The sequence below is a fragment of the Serratia proteamaculans genome (genome assembly GCF_004684015.1).
GTDB classification, from domain to species: Bacteria; Pseudomonadota; Gammaproteobacteria; order Enterobacterales; family Enterobacteriaceae; genus Serratia; species Serratia proteamaculans_F.
The window spans coordinates 327,393-347,795 of record NZ_SRIA01000016.1 but is presented as its reverse complement, the minus strand read 5'-3'; the positions used below and the strand labels follow the sequence as shown (position 1 = coordinate 347,795).

The 20,403-nt window shown below is 53.7% G+C and carries 18 protein-coding genes; 8 read left to right on the top strand and 10 right to left on the bottom strand.

Annotated elements, in window-relative coordinates:
- Nucleotides 1-145: 145 nt before the first annotated feature.
- Complete coding sequence (locus E5C26_RS12605; RefSeq protein ID WP_135316614.1) at nt 146-1,603, top strand: amino acid permease; 1,458 nt, start codon at nt 146-148, stop codon at nt 1,601-1,603.
- A gap of 141 nt (nt 1,604-1,744) precedes the next feature.
- On the top strand, nt 1,745-2,710 hold the full coding sequence (locus E5C26_RS12600) for a bifunctional helix-turn-helix transcriptional regulator/GNAT family N-acetyltransferase (protein WP_135316613.1): 966 nt from the start codon (nt 1,745-1,747) through the stop codon (nt 2,708-2,710).
- On the opposite strand, the gene E5C26_RS12595 is transcribed toward E5C26_RS12600, so the two are convergent.
- The 4 genes from E5C26_RS12595 to E5C26_RS12580 are packed head-to-tail and all read right to left on the bottom strand — an operon-like array spanning nt 2,682 to nt 7,082.
- Nucleotides 2,682-4,133: an NAD-dependent succinate-semialdehyde dehydrogenase gene (locus E5C26_RS12595; protein WP_135316612.1), complete on the bottom strand. Its 1,452-nt coding sequence runs from the start codon at nt 4,131-4,133 to the stop codon at nt 2,682-2,684. The genes E5C26_RS12600 and E5C26_RS12595 overlap by 29 nt on opposite strands.
- Nucleotides 4,130-5,176, bottom strand: coding sequence for an aldo/keto reductase (locus E5C26_RS12590; RefSeq protein ID WP_135316611.1), 1,047 nt, complete (start codon nt 5,174-5,176; stop codon nt 4,130-4,132). The genes E5C26_RS12595 and E5C26_RS12590 overlap by 4 nt, the downstream gene beginning before the upstream one ends.
- A 10-nt stretch (nt 5,177-5,186) precedes the next feature.
- The gene (gene fae, locus E5C26_RS12585) at nt 5,187-5,690 is read right to left on the bottom strand and encodes a formaldehyde-activating enzyme (RefSeq protein WP_135316610.1); all 504 of its coding nucleotides are present in this window, start codon (nt 5,688-5,690) and stop codon (nt 5,187-5,189) included.
- 30 nt (nt 5,691-5,720) lie between these two features.
- Nucleotides 5,721-7,082 carry an MFS transporter gene (locus E5C26_RS12580; protein ID WP_135316609.1) on the bottom strand — a complete coding sequence of 454 codons (1,362 nt, stop codon included), beginning with the start codon at nt 7,080-7,082 and terminating at the stop codon, nt 5,721-5,723.
- Nucleotides 7,083-7,322: 240 nt separating this feature from the next.
- Between E5C26_RS12580 and E5C26_RS12575 the strand changes: the two genes are divergently transcribed.
- Together E5C26_RS12575 and E5C26_RS12570 are read left to right on the top strand one after the other, a co-directional pair.
- On the top strand, nt 7,323-8,240 hold the full coding sequence (locus E5C26_RS12575) for a LysR substrate-binding domain-containing protein (protein ID WP_135316608.1): 918 nt from the start codon (nt 7,323-7,325) through the stop codon (nt 8,238-8,240).
- Nucleotides 8,241-8,333: 93 nt separating this feature from the next.
- Nucleotides 8,334-8,903, top strand: a complete 570-nt coding sequence (locus E5C26_RS12570; protein WP_012145193.1) for a glycerol-3-phosphate responsive antiterminator — start codon at nt 8,334-8,336, stop codon at nt 8,901-8,903.
- Here E5C26_RS12570 and E5C26_RS12565 read toward each other — a convergent pair.
- Together E5C26_RS12565 and E5C26_RS12560 are read right to left on the bottom strand one after the other, a co-directional pair.
- Nucleotides 8,892-10,352 carry an FGGY-family carbohydrate kinase gene (locus tag E5C26_RS12565; protein ID WP_135316607.1) on the bottom strand — a complete coding sequence of 487 codons (1,461 nt, stop codon included), beginning with the start codon at nt 10,350-10,352 and terminating at the stop codon, nt 8,892-8,894. The genes E5C26_RS12570 and E5C26_RS12565 overlap by 12 nt on opposite strands.
- Before the next feature lie 25 nt (nt 10,353-10,377).
- Entirely contained in the window at nt 10,378-11,661 is a 1,284-nt protein-coding gene (locus E5C26_RS12560; protein WP_135316606.1) for an MFS transporter, read from the bottom strand.
- 373 nt (nt 11,662-12,034) lie between these two features.
- Between E5C26_RS12560 and E5C26_RS12555 the strand changes: the two genes are divergently transcribed.
- Both E5C26_RS12555 and E5C26_RS12550 read left to right on the top strand, forming a co-directional pair.
- Entirely contained in the window at nt 12,035-12,820 is a 786-nt protein-coding gene (locus tag E5C26_RS12555) for an SDR family oxidoreductase (RefSeq protein WP_135316605.1), read from the top strand.
- A gap of 68 nt (nt 12,821-12,888) precedes the next feature.
- Nucleotides 12,889-14,343, top strand: a complete 1,455-nt coding sequence (locus tag E5C26_RS12550) for an FAD-binding oxidoreductase (protein WP_135316604.1) — start codon at nt 12,889-12,891, stop codon at nt 14,341-14,343.
- An 18-nt stretch (nt 14,344-14,361) separates the two neighbouring features.
- On the opposite strand, the gene E5C26_RS12545 is transcribed toward E5C26_RS12550, so the two are convergent.
- Nucleotides 14,362-14,733, bottom strand: coding sequence for a winged helix-turn-helix transcriptional regulator (locus tag E5C26_RS12545; protein ID WP_135316603.1), 372 nt, complete (start codon nt 14,731-14,733; stop codon nt 14,362-14,364).
- A gap of 105 nt (nt 14,734-14,838) precedes the next feature.
- Here E5C26_RS12545 and E5C26_RS12540 point away from each other — a divergent pair, with 105 nt between their 5' ends.
- Nucleotides 14,839-15,393: an NAD(P)H-dependent oxidoreductase gene (locus E5C26_RS12540; protein WP_135316602.1), complete on the top strand. Its 555-nt coding sequence runs from the start codon at nt 14,839-14,841 to the stop codon at nt 15,391-15,393.
- Nucleotides 15,394-15,433: 40 nt separating this feature from the next.
- On the opposite strand, the gene E5C26_RS12535 is transcribed toward E5C26_RS12540, so the two are convergent.
- On the bottom strand, nt 15,434-16,210 hold the full coding sequence (locus E5C26_RS12535; protein ID WP_135316601.1) for an NAD(P)H-dependent oxidoreductase: 777 nt from the start codon (nt 16,208-16,210) through the stop codon (nt 15,434-15,436).
- Between the two features lie 86 nt (nt 16,211-16,296).
- Here E5C26_RS12535 and E5C26_RS12530 point away from each other — a divergent pair, with 86 nt between their 5' ends.
- Nucleotides 16,297-17,193, top strand: coding sequence for a LysR family transcriptional regulator (locus E5C26_RS12530; RefSeq protein WP_135316600.1), 897 nt, complete (start codon nt 16,297-16,299; stop codon nt 17,191-17,193).
- Between the two features lie 3 nt (nt 17,194-17,196).
- Here the strand turns inward: E5C26_RS12530 and tehA are convergent, their stop codons facing one another.
- Both tehA and E5C26_RS12520 read right to left on the bottom strand, forming a co-directional pair.
- The gene (gene tehA, locus E5C26_RS12525; protein ID WP_135316599.1) at nt 17,197-18,180 is read right to left on the bottom strand and encodes a dicarboxylate transporter/tellurite-resistance protein TehA; all 984 of its coding nucleotides are present in this window, start codon (nt 18,178-18,180) and stop codon (nt 17,197-17,199) included.
- A 134-nt stretch (nt 18,181-18,314) separates the two neighbouring features.
- Nucleotides 18,315-20,309: a TonB-dependent copper receptor gene (locus E5C26_RS12520; protein WP_409513906.1), complete on the bottom strand. Its 1,995-nt coding sequence runs from the start codon at nt 20,307-20,309 to the stop codon at nt 18,315-18,317.
- Nucleotides 20,310-20,403 lie beyond the last annotated feature (94 nt).

Sequence of the window (20,403 nt, the reverse complement as noted above, 5' to 3'; positions counted from 1 at the left end):
AGGACAGATATTTACTTCCCTTTAACAAAAGGGCAGGCAGCGTTTGACCTGAATTTCTTTTTTGCCGGTAGAACGCCAACGGCGTTTCACTCCTGCTGCAGCGGTGAAAGCTGCTTAATCGCCTTAATGACGGACAGGTAACACCATGACAAAAAGTAAGCAACATCGGTTGAATCCCCCTTCAACCGAGGGGCACGACTGCGCCCAAACATTGCAGCGAGGTCTGAGCGAACGTCATATTCAGCTTATTTCCATCGGCGGTGCCATTGGCACCGGGTTGTTTATGGGCTCGGGTAAAACCATCGCGCTTTCCGGCACTTCTATTGTTTTGACCTACGTCATTGTCGGCTTCTTTATGTTTATGGTGATGCGGGCGATGGGCGAGTTATTGCTGACCAAACTCGACTATCGCTCGTTTGCCGATTTCGTCTCCGACTACCTCGGGCCTAAAGCCAGCTTCTTCCTCGGTTGGTCTTACTGGTTGAGTTGGGTGGTAACCTGCATTGCCGACGTAGTGGTGTGCGGCGGTTACGTGCAGTACTGGTACCCGGAAGTTTCACCCTGGCTGCCAGCGTTGCTGACACTGGGTCTGCTGTGCCTGTTCAATATGCTGTCGGTGAAAATGTTCGGTGAAGCGGAGTTCTGGTTCGCCATCATCAAAGTGATTGCCATCATCGCGCTGATCCTGACCGGTGGCTGGATGGTGTTCATTGGCTGGACCTCGCCGGACGGGGTTAAAGCTTCGGTCAGTAATATCACCGACCCGAATATCTTTATGCCGCACGGCATATTCGGCTTCTTTGCCGGTTTCCAGATTGCCATCTTCTCCTGCACCGGCATTGAGCTGCTGGGCACCATGTCGGCTGAGACCAAGAACCCGCAAAAGGTGCTGCCCAAGGCAATCAACGTGATCCCGGTGCGGATCATCATTTTCTATGTGTTCTCAATGCTGGCGATTATCGCCGTGACCTCATGGAGCCACGTTTCGCCGGATAGCAGCCCGTTCGTGATGTTATTCGATCAGGCCGGTTTACCTGCGGCGGCGGCGGTGATTAACTTTGTGGCGCTGACCTCGGCCATGTCTTCGGCCAACAGCGGCGTTTATTCCAGTACCCGCATGCTGTATGGCCTGTCGATGGAGAAACACGCGCATGGACAGTTCAAAATACTGTCACGCACCACGGCTATTCCGATCCGCAGCCTGATGTTCTCCTGCTTCTGTATGGTGGTGGGCACCATGCTGTTGATCCTGATGCCGAATGTGATGACGCTGTTTACCATTGTTTCTACCGTGGCGGCGATACTGGTGGTTTACAGTTGGGGCATGATCCTGGTGGCCTATCTGGTTTATCGTAAACAACAACCCGAACTGCACGCCCGTTCTAGCTTCAAGATGCCGGGCGGGGTGATCATGACCTGGCTGACGTTGGCGTTCTTCGCTTTCACGCTGGTGCTGATGGTCTTTGACCGGGATACGCTGATAGCGCTGTGCAGTATGCCGCTGTGGTTTATTGCCCTGGGCATCGTTTGGCGCTTCAGAATCAAAAATAGTCTGGCCCAAGACGATTACGTTTATTACCAAAGTAGCCGCGAGGCCGAGTAATGAATAAGCCCAACGGGCATTGACCGATAATTGACCCGCGATGGCTATCGCGGGTCTTTTGCTGGCACGCCCCAAAGTTCGCTTGAACTCTTGGATTAATTCGATATAGTTGCAATATACAACCATATCAGAGCGCCCTGTATGCCAATAACCAAACCGAATCCGTATTTGCAACCTATCAGGGATGCCTCGCGCCATCTGGTGCGTGAGCTGGGCTTTATGGGCAATACCCTGGCCGGCACAGACTTGCCGCCGTCTGCGGTACACGCATTGATTGAAATCGGCGATCGACATGTCGATACCGCCGCCGATCTTTGCAACGTGCTTAATCTGGAAAAATCCAGCGTCAGCCGGATGCTGACCAAGCTGATCAACGCCGGAGAACTGGTGACTTTGCCCAGTGAACGCGATGCGCGGGAAAAAATCCTACGGTTAACGGATAAAGGGCGACAGACTCTGGCGGGGATTAACCGGTATGCCGATCATCAGGTGATTAACGCGCTGCACCAACTGCCGGTTAATGCCAGCGTCGGCATTGCCGAAGGGTTACAGAGCTATGCTGCGGCGCTACGCGCCCACCGTTTGGGTGAAGAGTCGATTTCTGCGCCGTCAATCGAGATTGTCAGCGGTTATCTGCCCGGATTTACCGGCAGAACGCTGGAAATGCACATGCAGTATTACTCGCGTACTGTGGGTTTCGGTGTTTTTTTTGAAGCTGCCGTTGGCGCGGCGCTGGCCGATCTCGCCGGGCGACTGTCCCATCCGCTAAACCAGACCTGGTCTGCATTGAGCGGTAAACGCATTGTCGGATCGGTTTCAATTGATGGGGAAACCCTGGGGGAAAATCGCGCCCACCTGCGTACCTTTATCATCGATGACAGCGTGCGTGGCAGCGGCGTCGGCCGCCAACTGTTGAACCGGGCGGTCGGTTTTTGCGATCAACAAGGCTTTGATGAAACCCATTTGTGGACCTTCAAAGGGCTAGATGCGGCCCGGCATCTGTATGAAAGCGTTGGTTTCACGCTGGCAGAAGAGCAGCCGGGCACACAATGGGGTCAATTGATGACCGAACAGCTATTTATTCGCCCTCAAGCTGCCCGAGGTTGACGTATTTGGTTTCGAGGTACTCATCAAGTCCGACAGCGGCGCCTTCCCGGCCCAGCCCAGACTCTTTGACGCCGCCAAACGGGGCGACTTCGGTCGAGATGATGCCTTCGTTGATGCCAACCATGCCGCTTTCGAGCTGGCGCGTCACACGGAATGCACGCGCCAGATCTCGGGTATACAGATATGCCGCCAGTCCAAAGGGCGTGTCATTGGCGCGGCGGATCGCCTCATCTTCATCGTGGAAGCGGAAGCAGGCGGCCAATGGGCCGAAGGTTTCCTCATGCGCCAACTGCATCCGTTCGTCGGCGTCGGCCAACACCGTTGGCTGAAAGAACGAGCTTCCCAACGGATGCCGTTCGCCACCACACATCAGACGTGCCCCCAGGTTTAAAGCGTCCTGCAGATGAGCCTCCACTTTTTCTACCGCTTTCAGGTGGATTAACGGGCCTTGCTGCGCGCCTGGCGTCATGCCGGGAGCCACTTTCAATGCCCGCGCGGCATCGGTCAGCCGCTGGACAAAGCGGTCGTAAATGCCGTCCTGAATGTAGAAGCGGTTGACGCATACGCAGGTTTGGCCGCTGTTACGGAATTTGGCCGCCATGGCGCCCGCTACCGCGGCATCCAGATCGGCATCGTCAAACACGATAAACGGCGCATTGCCGCCCAACTCCAGCGACAGTTTTTTCACCGTATCCGCCGCCTGGCGCATCAGCAGCTTTCCAACTGCCGTGGAGCCGGTAAAGGACAGTTTGCGCACCAGTGGGCTGGCCATCAGTGCGCTACCGATGGCCGGGGTATCACCGGATACTGCATTGATCACGCCTGGCGGAACCCCGGCCTGTTCGGCCAGTACGATCAGCGCAAAGGCGGAAAGTGGTGTTTCGTTAGCGGGCTTGATCACCGCGGTGCAACCGGCCGCCAGTGCGGGGCCTAATTTTCGCGTCAGCATTGCCAGCGGGAAATTCCACGGAGTGATGGCAGCAATCACGCCGACTGGCTCTTTAAAGGTGATGATTTGGTTACCGGCTTTGGTTGCCGGAATCGTCTGTCCATAAGCGCGTTTGGCTTCTTCGGCAAACCATTCGATAAAGCTGGCGGCATAGGCAACTTCACCCATCGCCTCACTCAATACCTTGCCTTGCTCGGTCACCATCAGCTCAGCCAGTGCCGCCTGATTTTCCATGATCAGTTGAAACCAGCGCTGCAGAATTTGCGCCCGTGCCTTGGCGGGCAAGGCACGCCATGCCGGCAGGGCCGCCGCAGCCGCAGCAATGGCGGCGTTGGTCTCGGTGCTGCCGACAGAGGCAACCTCGGCGACCGATTCACCGGTGGCAGGATTGCTGACCTGATAGTGCTGTGTACTGGTGCGCCATTGGCCGTCACAGTACCAACCGTTGCGCAGTAAAGAAGAATAGTCAGTCATGCAATGTTCCTTGTGTCGGTATTGTCCAGGGTAAATAGCCCGTTGGCTGGGCGGCTCTCACGCGCGATACGCTTGCCGGCGGTGTAATCATTGATGACATCGCAGGGGGTATAGTGGCGTTCCAGTTCGTAGCGCTCATCCTCACTGAGCGGGGTAGACAAGGCACTGACGGCGCTGTCTATTTGCTGCACCGTATCGGCCCCGACCAGCATGCAGTCGACCCCCGGGTGGCTGAGCACCCAGGCCTGGGCAACCTGCGCCGGCGGGATACCCCGTAGCGACGCCACCAGGCTGACCGATTGAGCGACATTGCGCGAAGTGGCGTCGGCATACATTTCCTGGGTGAAGAAATCCGTCTGGTTGCGCACCGAGTTGAAATCGCAGCTTAATAAACCGCGCGCCAGCGGGCTGAATACCGATACACCCAATCCCTGGTCACGACACAGGGGGATCATCTCCCGTTCCTCTTCGCGGTAGGCGCAGTTGAGCTGCAATTGCATGTTGATCGGTTTGACGAAGCCGTGGCGTTCGCAGATCCACAGAATTTTGGCCAACTGCCAGGCGTACATGGTCGATACGCCGACATATCGGGCTTTGCCGGAGCGGACGATATCGTTCATCGCCGCCCAGGTTTCTTCGATCGGCGTGTTTACATCAAAGTAATGCAGCATGTAAATGTCGACATAATCGGTCCCCAGGCGGCGCAGGCTGGCGTCGATACTCGCCATAATATGTTTGCGCGAATGCCCCTGATTATTGGAGCCACTCCCTATCGGATAACCGACCTTGGTGGCCAGCACCAGTTCGTCGCGCGGAGCCAAACGCGCAACGATATTGCCCACCACTTCTTCACCCGCGCCGCTGGAGTAGAAATCCGCCAGGTCAATAAAGTTGATGCCTTGTTCCAGTGCATGGCGGATCAGCGGTTCACTTTGCTGTTCGTCGAAGATCCAGGGTTTCCACTGTTTGCTGCCCATGTTCATGGTACCGAGACACAAACGGGAGACTTTCAGCCCGCAATTGCCAAGATTGATGTATTCCATGGGGTTCTCCTCAGGCACGTGGCGTATAGAAGGGGTTAGCCAATTGCGGCAGGGCGTCGGCCAACTGGCTGCGGTTGGGCAAGCGATTCATTGCGGCATGGATCGCCTGACGGCAAGCGCGGTAGTTATTGCGGTACACCTCGTCCAGATTGTCGCAGGCCGGGTTGACCCAGTTGGCGGTTACGATGCACCACTGGTCTTCGGCCTCCGGCGGCAAAATACCTTCCAGCAAGGCTTCGGCCACCGCTTTGGCGATCGCCGCCTGAGAGGCGCCCCAGGTGGCGTTGCCATGCAGTTCACCGCTGATTTCAGCCTTGTTGACATACAGGGTCATCGGCTTGGTCGGCACATTAGGCTTTACCACCACCATAAATGGGCAATGCCCCTGGCTGGGGGACGCCAGGCTGGAAGAGAATGCCTGGCCGACCACGCCATTACGCGGCCCGATCATAATATTGATATGCGAGGCGTTTATGCCATTTCCCTCAAACCCTTCACCGATATACATTTCCACGTCATTACTCCTGTTTTCAGTAAGATGGTGTTATTTAGCTGATGTCAGCAAAGCATTTTCTGCGCGCTGGGCTGGATCCTGGCTGGCATCAACCAGGGTTAACCCTTTGGTTTCCGGCGCCCAGGCAATGGAGACCAATGCGCCAATAATTAAAATTACCGCCAGAATGCCGGTGGTGGCGGGCATGCCATAGTGGACAATCGCCAGCGGCAACAGACCGGTGCCGATAGCCGATCCCAGGCGGCTCATTGAGGTGGCGAAGCCGACGCCCATCGAGCGCACTTCCGTCGGGAAGCTTTCCGCCGGGAAAACGCCGACCAGATTGCTGACTGCCGACATCACCAGTGTGAAGGCCGCAAACAGGGCAATCAGCCAGGCCGATTGGCTACCGGGAATAATACTCAGCAGCACCAGACAGGCAGCCAGGAACACGAAGGCGCCAATCAGGAAACCCCGTCGTGAGCAGAACATCGTCAACACAATGCCAAGCAGCGCGCCGACAATCAGCAGACCATTGAGCAGCAGGTCGGTAGAGAAGTTTTGATCCAGGCCCATCACCTGCAAAATGGACGGTAAGAAGGTATAAATCGCGAAGTACGGGATCACCAAACAGACAAAGAACAGGCTGTTGAACGCGGTGCGGCGACGATAAAGGGGGCCAAACAGCGACATAAAGCGCGGTTTGCTGAGGGTCGGCGCTTCACCGACCAGCATCACATTCGGGCCGAAATAGCGGTGAACAATCGCCATGGCCTGTTCGCGACGGCCTTTGCCCAGCAGCCAGCGGGGGGATTCCGGCGTGCCGATACGCATGATCAGGATGATGAATGCCGGCACAGCGGAGGAAGAAAGTAGCCAGCGCCAGGCATCCGGCCCCATTGCCGTCAAGAAGTGACCGGCAAATCCGGCCGCGACATAGCCGAAGGTCCAAATCACGCTAAAAGATCCCAGCAGTACGCCTCGATGTTTACGCGGGGAAAACTCGGCCAGCATGGTGTGGCCGACAGAGAAGTCTCCGCCCAATCCAATGCCCACCATGACCCGTAACAAGAACAGTTGCTCCGGCGTAGTGGCAAAGAACTGCAGCGCCGAGGCGAGGGTGATCACCACAAAGCTGAAGCAGAATATTTTTTGCCGTCCGATGTGATCGGCGATCCAGCCGAGGGCCAGGCTACCGATAAACAGCCCGATCAACGCTGAGCTACCGAGCATGCCTTCCCAAAAGGCGGAGATCCCCATTTGTGGCTTGATTTGTGCCAGAGCGAAACCAATGACGCCCAGTACATAACCGTCAGTGAAGTGGGCACCAAACGTCAGCCCGGCGATTTTGATATGGAATCGGTTTAAAGGGACGTCATCCATACGAATTTGTTGCGATGTCAGATTTTGCATTGACCTGTCCTCCGGTAGGAGCGGTGTAGGGTTATTGTTAGATTTTTGTTTTGAATGCGTGAACAATGTGGCAGCAGAACGGGGTATTCGGCGAGTGCGTTTTAGTCATACCCTCAGGTGGAAAATGCATGTGATCGGCTTCTGGTTTTACAGAAATAAGCGCCACAGAGGCTGGCGAATAACTGCAAATTAGCAACATATAGTTAACAGGCAGGTTGCTGAACAGAGGCGCTGTGGATTGTGAGAAAACTTCCGTCACTCAGTATGTTGCGTGTATTTGAAGAAACCTGCCGTACGCTGAGTTTCAGCAAGGCGGCAGAGGCGTTGTTTATTACTCAAAGTGCGGCCAGCCGTCAGATCAAACAGCTTGAGGCGTTTCTGGGGAAATTGCTGTTTATCCGCAGCTACAGCGGCCTGGCATTGACCCAGGATGCAATTTTGTTGTTGCCGCGGGTACGCCAATCGTTGGATATCCTCGAAGAAGGGATCCAACAGGTACAGTTGCACAATCCGTTGCAGCATCTGCGGTTACAGGTAGCGCCGACCTTCGCTACCCGCTGGTTGGCACCGCGACTGGTGGCGTTACGTCGTCGTAACAGTCAGTTGCAGATCGCCCTGATCAGCGAGACCCGACAAAAATACTGCGATTTTGACTGTGCCATTCGTTTTGGCGAACCGGCAGATTGCGCCACCAGTGGGGAATGGCTATGCCATGAACGCCTGGTGCTGGTTGGTAGCCCTTTATTGATGGTCAATGAGGTCTTCCCGCCGTTGCATACTCAGACGCAGTTGCACATTCTGAACGGCGATATCCGGCTGGATAACTGGGCGTGCTGGCTGGCGGCGGCGGGGCAAGTGATTGCCGGCCAGCAGAGCGGGCTGGAGTTCAGTACTCAGGATCAGGTGATTAACGCCTGTATTACCGGTGCTGGCTATGCGGTGCTGGATCGGTTAATGATCCGCAATGAGCTGCAAAGCGGGCTGTTGGTGTTACTGTCACCATTGGAGTTGAAAAGCCGTAACGGTTACTGGCTGGAAATTCCTGCCGGCAAGCGCGATTTGCCCCGTGTAGGTTACTTTCATGACTGGCTACAGGAGGAAATTGTGCAGTTATCACAGCTTCCTGAACCGATGGCAGGCATGATGGCGGTGGTATGAGCAGACGTGGGGATACCGGTGTGTGGGTGTGTTATCTTATTGTTAATGAACATTGCCCGTTACCACTCCTGACGGGCCTACCAGGGGAAAGACGTGTCTTCAATTGTTGAGTTGTTAAAACTGCATCCGGTGATTGCCGCAGTAAAAGATAATGAAAGCCTGCAGGCCGCAGTGAAGTCGGATTGCCGGATTATTTCGGTGCTCTACGGCAACATCTGCAATATCGGGCGCATCGTGCAGCAGATTAAAGAAGCTGGGAAATACGCCTTTGTGCACGTTGATCTGCTGGAAGGCAGTTCCAACAAAGAAATCGTGATTAACTTTCTGAAGATTGTGACGGCTGCCGACGGCATCATCAGCACCAAAACCTCAATGGTGAAAGCCGCGCGTCAGCAAGGGTTCTATGCCATTCACCGGTTGTTTATCCTCGACTCCATCTCCTTTAATAACGTCGACAAACAGGTGGCGCAGTCCACGCCGGACTGTATTGAGATCCTGCCGGGCTGTATGCCGAAAGTGTTGGGATGGGTGGCAGACAAGATTGATCTGCCGATCATTGCCGGTGGTTTGGTTTGTGATGAAGACGACGCCCAGACGGCATTAAAAGCCGGGGCGATTGCCGTCTCCACCACTAACCATGACGTGTGGAAATTAAAGCTTTAACTCATCAACCAAAGGGCTGAGCGCACGTAACAGGGGATCGAGCTGTGCGTTCACCCGCTGATAAACCTGCTGATTGAGTTGCTGGTAAAAACGGTGGTTGTGGGGATTCGGCGTAAAGCTCTCGCCTACCTTCACCAGAGTGTCGGTTGCCTGCTGATAGCTGTCGAATGCGCCTACCGCCATACCGGCGTTGATGGCGCAACCCACCGCGGCAGAACCGCTCATCAAATTACGCCTGGTCGGAATGCCAAATACGTCGGCAAAAATCTGCATAAACAGGTCGCTGTTGGCGCCGCCGCCGGAAATGATCAGGCTGCGGAACGGCGTATTCAGTTCCTGCGCCATCTTGTCCATGTGGTTTTTCATGGTGAAGGCAATGCCTTCCAGGATGGAACGATACATATGCGCCCGCGTGTGACGGCCGTCGAAACCGATCATCGCCCCTTTGCGGAATTCCGCTTCCGGCGGCGGAGCCCAGTCATGCACCGTGATTAAGCCTTCGCACCCGGCAGGCACCCGTTCTGCTTCATGGTTCAGCAACTCTTCGATGCTCACCCCGGCGTCATGAGCAGCAGAAAGCGCCGCAGCGCCAAACTGGTCGCGAAACCAGCTGACTGTCCACATACCACGCCGTACGCCCATGCATTCATACAAATAGCGACCGGGGATCGACGCCTGAAACGGCCAGAAATTCTGCGCATGCTTCACATTGGTTTGGCCGTGCACCATGGCGCCGATATAGGTGCCAAGAGAGATCAGTGCGACACCGGTATCCAGCGAGCCGGCCCCCAGCGCTTCTACGGCCTTATCGTGTGCGGTCGCTACCACCGGAATACCCGCCGGCAAGCCGATTTGTTGCGCCGCGCGTTCGCTGAGATGACCGAGAATTTCCCCCGGCTTCACCACATCAAAAACCTGATCGCGCGTCAGGTTGCAGCTTTGCCAGACTTGCGGGTCGGTGCTCCAGTCCAGTGTGTCATTGTCCATTGGCCACCAACCGATATAGTTGGCGCAGGTATCTTTAAACTTGCCGGTCAGGCGGTGCGTGATATAGCCGGAGGTGGTGGTGATATAGCGCACGCCACGGTAGGCATCAATATACTCATAGGGCTTGTTCAGGCGCTTATCCATCCAGTTGATGACCGGGTAGGCCAGTTCGCCGTTTTCTTTCAGCAACGCCCGGCAACAGCGAATGATGCAGACGCCCATCGACACAATGTCCTGCGGCTGACCGCCATAGTCGGCAAAACGCTGCATCACGCGGCGGAAAGCCACTTTTAACGCATTCCACAGGTCGTCATCAGGATGCTCCGCCAACAGCGGTGCGGGAATATCCAGTTTGCGCAGTTGCTGTTTGCCTTCGCAAATCACCTTGCCGTCCAAATCAAAAATCACCACTTTTGCGCTTTGGGTGCCAACATCCACACCCATCAGATACTTCTTCTTCATGCGATCGCTCCTTAAGAAAAATGCCTTACCCGACGGCCGGTTTTGGGGTTATGGTTTTAGCGTCGGCAGTTTTGATCTTGTTGAACAACAGATAAGTAAACACCACCACCAAACCGGTGGCGACCAGGCCCATCAGCCACATATTGCGGTAGGCCTCGGCGGCGGGCAGGGTGTCTTGCCAGTGCCCGACCAGCGGATAAACAAACACGTCAGGCAGGAAACCAATCACCGAGCAGATGCCGACGGTGGTGCCCATAATGAATTTGGGTGTGCGGGCTTCACCTATGCAGGCGAAATACAGCCCGCGTGAGGCATAACAGGTAAACGCCAACAGCAGGATCAGGCCGATACCGACGGCGACCGACGCGGGTTGCCGATTGGTGAGTAACAGGGCCACCAGAGTGATCAGGCTGACCAATGCCAGCAGCTGGATCACCCGGGTAGGCGATTTCAGCCGGCTGTGGCTGGTGATCAAACCGCCGAGTGGGCCGCACATGGCGCGGAAAATTTTATTGATGACAATGCCCATATAGCTGGCGGCCACCAACGTCATGCCATACATTTCGGTCAGATAATTGGTGGAGTAACTCAGGATGGCATAGATGGTGTAAACGCCGAAAATGATCATGCTGCAATACCAGGTGGTACTGACTTTCAGCACTCTGAGGATATCGCCAAGGTTAAATTGGCGCGAGGGTTCAGCGTTGTCCGCCGCATTGTTGATCCCGTCAGTGACAAAGAACCAACAAAGAATGCCGAGGAGAATATACACACCGCTGTAAATCAAAATCACCGCCTTGAGGCTGTTAGGATCTTCGGTGGCGAATAAAGAGAAGACCCACATGGTGAAGACGGCCAGCGCCATAACACCAACACCGCGCAAGCCCTCCATCCAGCCCATGATTTTCCCCTGTTCATCATGATCGCCCAGTAAAGACGCGGCCTTGATGGAAACGGACCACAACAGCAGAATAGTGGTAATGGCGAACGCCACCTGGATCAGGATCATCACCCAGAAGGGGGGGTATAATGCCATCAGCCCACCCAGTAATCCGGTGGCGACCATGGCGAAAGTCATTATTTTACGATGAGAGAATTTATCGGCGATAATACCACTGGGTGCATAGAGAATAATGGCGGCAATACCAAAGGTGCTCATTATTAACCCTATTTCGGTATTGGAAAAACCCATGAATTTCGCCATGGGTATTTGATAAATATAACGCAGGTAGGCCAAATCAAAACTTACACCGCCGCTAATACTTATTATCGCCAGCGTTAGCCAGCGGTGGAAATTGGATTTTTTCATGCGGCATTCCCGTGAAAATGTCAAACAAAAAAAGAGAAAAGCAAGCTTCCCGCATGACGGGAAGTTACTTTTCTCTTCGGCTCATTCAGTAACTGCACTAACAAATAGCATGCCGCTGATAATATTAACAGTGACTCCTATCACAAAAGGTTAAAATAACAACGGCGGGGCTAATTGTTAAAAATCGGGATTATTAGTGTATTTTTAGGCATGAAATGATTTTGTGAGGTAAGTCACGGAATGGCATTAGTACGGCATGTTAGCTTGCTTCTCAGTTACTAGAGCCGATGAGAAAAGTAACTTCTCTGCCACCCGCAGAGGAGCTTACTTTTCTCATTTTTTTTGCATTTTTTTCAGGCTAAGGAGTTAGCACATGTCACTAGATGCATTGAATGCGTTCTCACTGGATTTCTTTTCGCTGAAGGGCAAAACCGCCATTGTCACCGGTGGCAACAGCGGTCTGGGACAGGCGTTTGCCGTTGCCCTTGCCAAGGCCGGTGCCAACCTGTTTATTCCCAGCTTTGCGATGGACAAGGGGCAAACTCGCGAGATCATTGAGCAGCAGGGCGTTCGTGTTGAGTTTATGCAAGTGGATATCACCGAAAAAGGGGCACCGGCAAGGGTCATCGCGCAATGCATGGCGGACTTTGGCAGCGTAGATATCCTGGTTAACAACGCAGGGATCTGCAAACTGAACAAGGTACTGGATTTTGGCCGGGCGGACTGGGATCCGATGATCGACATCAACCTGACCGCCGCCTTTGAAATGAGCTACGAAGCCGCCAAGGTGATGATCCCCAACCAGCAGGGCAAGATCATTAATATTTGTTCACTTTTCTCCTATCTCGGCGGGCAATGGTCGCCGGCTTATTCCGCGACCAAACATGCGCTGGCTGGTTTTACTAAAGCTTATTGTGATGAACTGGGTCAATATAATATTCAGGTCAATGGTATTGCACCGGGTTATTACGCCACCGATATTACTGCAGAGACACGCAGTAATCCGGAAACCAATCGCCGCGTGCTGGAACATATTCCCGCCAACCGTTGGGGCGACACTCAGGATTTAATGGGGGCTATGGTTTTTTTAGCCAGTAAGGCATCAAATTATGTTAATGGCCACTTGCTGGTGGTCGATGGTGGTTATCTGGTTCGTTAAATAAACGGGGAAACCCCGTTTTATCTCAGGCAACAAATTTTATATTCTATTATCAGGAAGGAATAACCATGTCTCTGACTCGCGAAGCTATTGTCACTCATTTAAAAGAAATCGTTGGCCCGGCACGGGTTATTACTGATGAAGAGGTGCTGAAAAAAAACAGCGTGGATCGTTTCCGCAAATATGCCGATATCCACGGTGTCTTCACCCAGCCGTTACCTGCGGCGGTCGTCAAGCTGGAAAATACCCAGCAGGTGGCTGACGTATTGAAGTTTTTGAATGAAAATCACATCAACTGCGTACCCCGTACCGGCGCGTCTGCCACTGAGGGGGGGCTGGAGACGGTGGTGAAAAACTCGGTGGTGCTGGATGGTTCGGGATTGAACCAGGTGGTCAGCATCGATATCCGCAATATGCAGGCCACGGCCCAGTGCGGCGTGCCGCTGGAAGTACTGGAGAATCAATTGCGGGCTCAGGGTTACACCACCGGACATTCGCCACAGTCCAAACCGCTGGCACAAATGGGCGGGCTGGTGGCGACACGCAGCATCGGTCAGTTGTCCACCTTATACGGGGCAATTGAAGACATGGTGGTAGGGCTTGAAGCGGTGTTCCCTAACGGCACCATTACCCGGATCAAAAATGTGCCACGCCGCGCCGCCGGGCCGGATATTCGCCATGTGATTATCGGCAACGAAGGGGCGCTGTGTTACATCACCGAAGTGACGGTCAAAATCTTCAAATACACGCCGGAAAACAACCTGTTCTACGGTTATACCCTCGACAATATGCAAACCGGTTTCGACATCCTGCGTGAAGTGATGGTCGATGGTTATCGTCCCTCCATCGCCCGGCTGTATGACGCGGAAGACGGCACTCAGCACTTTACTCATTTTGCCAAAGGGAAATGCGTGCTGATCTTCATGGCTGAAGGGGCAAAAGGTATCGCACAGGCGACCGGTGCCGGTATTGAGGCGATCGTACAGCGCCATGCTGAATGTCGCAAAGTGGACAGCAAACTGATCGAAGAGTGGTTCAATAATCTGAACTGGGGGCCGGAGAAAGTAGAAGCCGAACGCGTACAGATTATGAAAACCAATAATATGGGGTTCACCACCGAGGTTTCTGGTGACTGGGCGAGTATCAACACCATCTATGAAAACGTGATCCACCGGATACGTACAGAATTCCCCCATGTTGCTGACATCACCATGCTGGGTGGCCACTCTTCCCACAGCTATATCAATGGCACCAATATGTATTTCGTTTACGACTACAACGTGGTGGGCTGCAAGCCAGAGGAAGAGATCGACAAGTACCACAATCCGTTGAACAAGATTATCGTCGAGGAAACCCTTAAACAGGGCGGATCTATGGTGCATCACCATGGTATCGGCAAGCACCGTACACACTGGACCAAAGACGAACACGGCAGTGCCTATTACATCCTGAAGGCGCTGAAAGAGGTTTACGATCCCAACGGCATTATGAACACCGGCACCATTTATCCGCTGGAGAAGTAATTTTGCAACTGGCCCGGTTTACCGGGCCTCCTCGGTGGTCTGCAAGTTCCCGCGATGTTTTTCCCCCCAGGCACACAGCATATCGATAATCGGGATCAGCGATCTCCCACGCTCTGAAAGACTGTACTCCACCTTCGGTGGGATCTGCGGGTATTCCTTTCTGATGATGATGCCGTCTCTTTCCAGCTCTTTTAGCGTCGAGCTGAGGGTCTTAAACGAGACAGTACCGATACAGCGTTGCAGCTCATTGAAGCGTAAAACCGGTTTATACTGCGCCAGCCAGTACATAATGATCATCTTATATTTCCCGCTGATCACCGACAGCGTATAGCCATATCCGGTGTCTTCAAGATTGATGCCAGTTGGGCTACATAATTCTTTATTGACCATTTGATACTTTCCTGAAGGTTAGTATATATCGTTTTGGTGCGTACTTTACATTTTAAAAGCATAACATATGATACGCCACTGAACTAATCGAAAGGGAAAGAGCAAATGAAAACACTGGTGATAGTGGCTCATCCGGATATAGAGACTTCGGTAATCAATAAAGCCTGGCTGGCGGAGTTAAGAAAATATCCTGAACTCTACACTGTTCATGAGTTATATAATGTTTATCCCGACTGGCAGATAGATGTGGCGCAGGAACAGAAACTGATCGAGGCACATGAAAAAATTGTGCTGCAGTTCCCGGTGTTCTGGTTCAGTTCACCGCCGCTACTGAAAAAATGGTTGGATGACGTCCTCACGTATGGCTGGGCCTACGGCTCTGGTAGCGGGTACAAGATGCAAAATCGCAAGGTGGCACTGGCCGTGACCGCCGGGATCAAAGAGCAGGACTACTCGAGCACCGGTCGTTATAAATACTCGCTGGATGAAATATTACTCCCCTTTGAAATAACTACTAACTATGTAAATGCAACCTATGGGTCTTATTATGCTTTCTACGGTACAGAGTCCGCTTCAGATGTGACAGCTGAACAGGTGAATAATAATGAAGTTGCCCGCAGCGTCGTGGAATATCGGTCCTTTATTGCTGCGCTGGATTAAAATACTGTGCACACCATAAATAATGGCGTGCACATATTAACTATTCGATATGTGCACCAAAACCACTCCGTCCGGGGGCTATATCGGCTTTCAGGGTTAATGCCGGAATTTCATAGTCCCCCGCATTCTGTCGGCGGAAGGGGATTGGTGCGGTATGCGCCAGGTCATCAAGCCGCTGACCGAAGCGGGCGCTGATTTCAGTAAATTTTGCTTCATCCACCCGTCCGGTACGATAGATGACGAAAGGCGGCAACACCTCAAAACCAGGGTAATGCAGGATGCCATGCTGGATAGGGAACAGAATGTCGTCGATCGGACCATTGATGCCGCGCGCAGCATAGTGTGATTCCCAGCCGCCGGTAGTGACCATCAGCATTGCCCGTTTCCCCGCCATATTGCCTTCGCCGTAACGGTCTCCCCAGCGTGAGTCGGAGTGTTCCCCGACACCATAGGCAAATCCGTAGGCATAGACGCGTTCTACCCAGCCTTTAAGGATCGCCGGCATCGAAAACCACCACAGTGGAAACTGCAGAATAACCGTATCGGCCCAGCGCAGCTTTTCCTGCTCCAATTCAATGTCCTGGCTTTGCAAACCGTTGGCGAACGCATGTTGGGAATCGAGTGATGGATCAAAACGCGTACCGATCGGCGGAACCTTGCTGTCATTGGCATCGAGCGTGGCTTTCCACTGCATGGCGTACAGGTCGGAAACCTGTACCTGATGCCCGGCAGCCTTCAAACGTTGGACTGAAAAATCCTTAAGTGAACCATTTAATGACTGCGGTTCAGGGTGAGCATAGACCAGTAAAACATTCATAGTGTGACCTCCATGGGTTAATGAAAGTCAGGGTAGGTGGTTCTCAGGTATACTAGAAATGAATTTCTAATATTGCAGGTATTACTTTGAATAATATCAGACGACTGGATCTCAATCTGCTGGTGACGCTGGACACCTTGCTGGCCGAGCACAATGTGACCCGGACGGCACAGCGCTTAAACCTGTCGCAGCCTGCGGTCAGTGTGCATCTGGCCAAACTCAGGGATATCTTTCACGACCCTTTGCTGATGCCGGGGCCACGCGGCATGCGACCGACCGCGCGGGGTGACGAGTTACGTGAACCCCTGCGTCTGGCACTCGAGGCGCTGGAGCGTGCGGTATCACCTTCAGAACCTTTTGATCCCAGGGTGGCGGATAATACCTGGCGAGTCGCGGCATTCGACTACGGTGAGTCGACCATTGTTCAACCGGCGCTGATGGGGTTACGGGCTGCGGCACCGCACAGCCGACTGGCCGTTATTGAAACGGTGCCTTCGCGCATCGCCAGACAGGCGGAACAGGGCGAGATCGACCTGGCTTTCCATACCCGTGAAGGTTCACCGGAAAACTTGCGTCAACGCACTCTGTTTAGTGAACGTTATGTGCTGGTTGGGCGGGCAGGACACCCAGGTTTGCAAAATCCGCCGTCGCTGAACCAGTTTTGCGAGCTGGAGCATGTGATTGTCTCGCCGGACGGCGGCGGTTTTTTCGGTATCACCGACAAAGTACTGGCAGAAGCCGGGTTAACCCGGCGCGTGGTGCTTTCGGTGCCGCACTTTTTATTTGTGATGTCGGTGCTGGCAAATTCAGATCTGGTGGCGATGCTGCCCTCACGGCTGGTACGCAACAACAGTACGCTGCAGGTGGTTGAACCACCGGTTGAGGTGCCGGGGTTCGAAATGACCATGTTGTGGCATGAACGCTCCCATCGTGACCCGGCACACCAATGGCTGCGTGAGCATATTGTTGCCTCGGTTGGCTGAGGCTTAGGGGTGGCTGCTGTATTTCAATAGTTTACCCTGAAGCAGCAACATCAACGTACGCACGAACAATAAGCCAATCAGCACATTACTGAAGACAAAAAGGGGTAATGCGAGCGCAGACAATATTCCTTCCTGGCTTGCATGTCCCAGATGCAGGGCGGTGGTCGCCAGGGCTGAAAGCCCGAATGAGAAGCTCCAGAACGAGACATTGAAGGGACCTTTCAGATACCAGGGAAGCAGACGCATGATAAACAACAGTTGCAGCAGACCATAGCCGAAAAGCATTTTGGCCAGTACGTCCGCTTCCCCCCCATTAATCGCCAGCCAGGCACTGCATGCCACCAGAGCCGGAGCCAACTGGATGCCGAGGGAAAGGCGAACCGGTGCCGGCATTTCGCCCTGATTACGCAACCGCTGCAAAATGGTCGGTTCCAGACTCAACCAGGAAAGGATCCCCGCCCCCAGAAACAGCAGGCCCAGATCCTGATAGCCCAATGCTCCGCAGGCCATGCAGCTGATGAAGTTGTTGGCAACCGTTGGCAAATAGAGCCCAGGCGTGGTGGCTTCAACAGGATGAACCCCGCGCCACAAACCGGCACTTTGCCAGGCGGCATAGCTCAGTTGTGCCACGGCCCCCAGGGTGAATATCGCGACGGCCAGTGAACGCCACCAGGGCGCAACACTTATGGCAACCAGAATAGTGGTGGCGGGGAACAAACTGATATAGCTGCTCATCAGTGGATGCTCTATTTCAGCTTTCACACTGTGCGGAAAACGCAGCAGGCGGTATAAAAATGCGCAGGCCAGCAAAAACCAAATAGTGATGGCGATAACGACCAGTGCCTCGCCAATCATTGAAGGAACAGGCAGGATAGTGGCCGCATAACGCCAACCAAAACCCGAGCCAATGATACCCAATACCATGCCAAAGTAGCCGGCAGGCAAATCGAGGAAACGCGGCGCATCCTTTACAATAGACTTGTTCATTTTGTTTATTTTTTCAAATATATTTTATGCAATCTTAGCGAGTTTGGCATGGGGAGGCAATAATACTGAGGGAGTGCGAACAGGCTCGAAAGGGGCTTTGCCGGGCGATGCTCATCACCACCCGGCTCCGTTAGTTAGAAGGTGACATTAACCTTGGCCCAGAGAGTGCGCCCCGGCTCATTCACCGAAGTATTGGATGAATAGCCGAAGGTGCTGTTGCCTGCCAGATTGAGATGCTCGCTGTAGGTTTTGTTGAGAATGTTATCCAAACCGGTACTGAGTTTGACATGCGGGTTCACCTTGTAGGCCACATTGGCGGAAAGCACACCGAAGCCCGGGCTGTCGGCAAAGTCTTTACCCACCACATTGCCCTGATTGATCGCCACACGATGCTGACTGCTGACCAGTCGCCAGAGGCCGGTACTGCTCCAGTCGCCACGCTCGTAAGTTAAGCCAAAGCGTGCTTCCAACGGGGGAATTTGTGGCAGCGGCTGGTTGTCTGTGGTGTTTTTACCCCAGGCATAGGCCAGACTGGCATCGGTTTTCCAGTGCTCGGCAAGCTGGTAACCCATCCCCATTTCACCGCCCATAATGGTGGCGTTGACGTTATCGGCCTGGCTGATACGTGCATGGTGTGGATCGTACTTGAACAGGATGAAATCATTCACATGACCCAGGTAGGCGGATACCCAGCTGTTAAAGCGCTTATCGGTATATTGTGCGCCGATATCGATCTGCGTGGTCTTTTCGCTCTTCACACTATCAAACGGGCTTTTACTGCCGTCCGGTCCGAATGTCGGGGAGAACAGCTCCCAGTAGTCAGGGAAACGTTCGGTATAGCCAATCCCGGCGTAAACCATTAGCGGCATGCCGACCAGGGTATGTTCAATGCGGGTGAAACCGCTCGGCAAGGTATCGGAACGTTCACGCTCATTAGCCGATTGATAGTTATCCACCAGGCTACGATCGAGACGCGCGCCGCTGATAACCTTACTTTGTTCGGTCGCGGTCCAGGTCAACTCGCCAAAGGCACCGTAGTTATGGAATTGCGCATCTTTCTGCCAGCCGTCACCCTGTTTATTGCGGTGAGTGTTGGTTTGCGTATCCATACCGCTTTCCAATTTGAAATCCTGCCATAGCCAGGTACCCATTACACGGCCGCCGACGGTGCGACGATCCAGCTGCATCGTCATTCCCATATTCATATGCCCCATGCCCATGTGTCCCATCGCCATGCCGCCCTGGCCAGGGGAGCGAAGGGTGGTGTTATCCATAATATGGTTGGCATAGTTGTAATAAACCTGAGCTTCAAGCTTGTCCCACACTTCGCCAATGTTGGATTTTTCAAACCGCATACCCAGGCTTTCACGTTTGAACTGTGAACCGTCCATGCCGCGCCCGGCATAGCGTGCTTCGCCATTACCCCGGCCCATGGTCACTTCCAGCAGGGTATCGCTGTCTGGCGTCCAGCCCAGCGCCAGATCGCCATTCCATTTGTCCCAGCGCGAAGGCACTCTGTCACTGTTGCCGTCCTGATAGTCGTTGGAACGTGACTTGTTGCCCATCAGGCGCAGATAGCCTTGCTCGCCCCCCAGGCTGGCATCAATATTTTCATCCCAGCGTCCGTTGGATCCGGCCAATACGCTGGCATTGCCTTTGATACCCGGCTGGTCAAAGCGTGGGCGCTCACGTTCGAAACGTACCGTTCCCGCCGATGATCCGGCCCCCCAGAGCACCGTCTGCGGCCCTTTGGTAATGGTCAGCAAGTCGTAACTTTCGGGTGAAATATAGGAAGTCGGGGCATCCATTCTTGAAGGACAGGCCCCCAACATTTCGCCTCCGTCGGTCAGGATTTTTAACCGCGAGCCAAACATGCCGCGAAACACTGGATCGCCATTGGTGCCGCCGTTACGGATCTGCGAGAAGCCCGGAATGGTTTTCAGATAATCCGAGCCGTCGCTGGCGGGCACCGGCTGACGCGGTGTTTTAGGTGACGTCACTATGGTCATTGGTGAATAGAGTGGTGCAGTTACGGTGATCACGTCACCGTCGTTAGCTTTGACGGCGACATCATGCTGGTGTTGTTCCGCAGCATGACTGTTGAAGGCCGCCAGGATAAACAGCGGCATCGCTGCGGTAATATGCAGAGGCAGAGGGCGCTTTTTATAATTCTTGGTTTTACCAGACATCATCGTTCCTTAATGCAAATTTTAACGCTAAACT

Coding starts and splice junctions, on each gene's coding strand:
- E5C26_RS12595 (WP_135316612.1), bottom strand. CDS start 4,133: ATGACTGACTATTCTTCTTTACTGCGCAACGGTTGGTACTGTGACGGC.
- tehA (WP_135316599.1), bottom strand. CDS start 18,180: ATGAACAAGTCTATTGTAAAGGATGCGCCGCGTTTCCTCGATTTGCCT.
- E5C26_RS12545 (WP_135316603.1), bottom strand. CDS start 14,733: ATGGTCAATAAAGAATTATGTAGCCCAACTGGCATCAATCTTGAAGAC.
- E5C26_RS12590 (WP_135316611.1), bottom strand. CDS start 5,176: ATGGAATACATCAATCTTGGCAATTGCGGGCTGAAAGTCTCCCGTTTG.
- E5C26_RS12540 (WP_135316602.1), top strand. CDS start 14,839: ATGAAAACACTGGTGATAGTGGCTCATCCGGATATAGAGACTTCGGTA.
- E5C26_RS12560 (WP_135316606.1), bottom strand. CDS start 11,661: ATGAAAAAATCCAATTTCCACCGCTGGCTAACGCTGGCGATAATAAGT.
- E5C26_RS12520 (WP_409513906.1), bottom strand. CDS start 20,309: ATGCCGCTGTTTATCCTGGCGGCCTTCAACAGTCATGCTGCGGAACAA.
- E5C26_RS12600 (WP_135316613.1), top strand. CDS start 1,745: ATGCCAATAACCAAACCGAATCCGTATTTGCAACCTATCAGGGATGCC.
- E5C26_RS12555 (WP_135316605.1), top strand. CDS start 12,035: ATGTCACTAGATGCATTGAATGCGTTCTCACTGGATTTCTTTTCGCTG.
- E5C26_RS12580 (WP_135316609.1), bottom strand. CDS start 7,082: ATGCAAAATCTGACATCGCAACAAATTCGTATGGATGACGTCCCTTTA.
- E5C26_RS12565 (WP_135316607.1), bottom strand. CDS start 10,352: ATGAAGAAGAAGTATCTGATGGGTGTGGATGTTGGCACCCAAAGCGCA.
- E5C26_RS12535 (WP_135316601.1), bottom strand. CDS start 16,210: ATGAATGTTTTACTGGTCTATGCTCACCCTGAACCGCAGTCATTAAAT.
- E5C26_RS12605 (WP_135316614.1), top strand. CDS start 146: ATGACAAAAAGTAAGCAACATCGGTTGAATCCCCCTTCAACCGAGGGG.
- E5C26_RS12550 (WP_135316604.1), top strand. CDS start 12,889: ATGTCTCTGACTCGCGAAGCTATTGTCACTCATTTAAAAGAAATCGTT.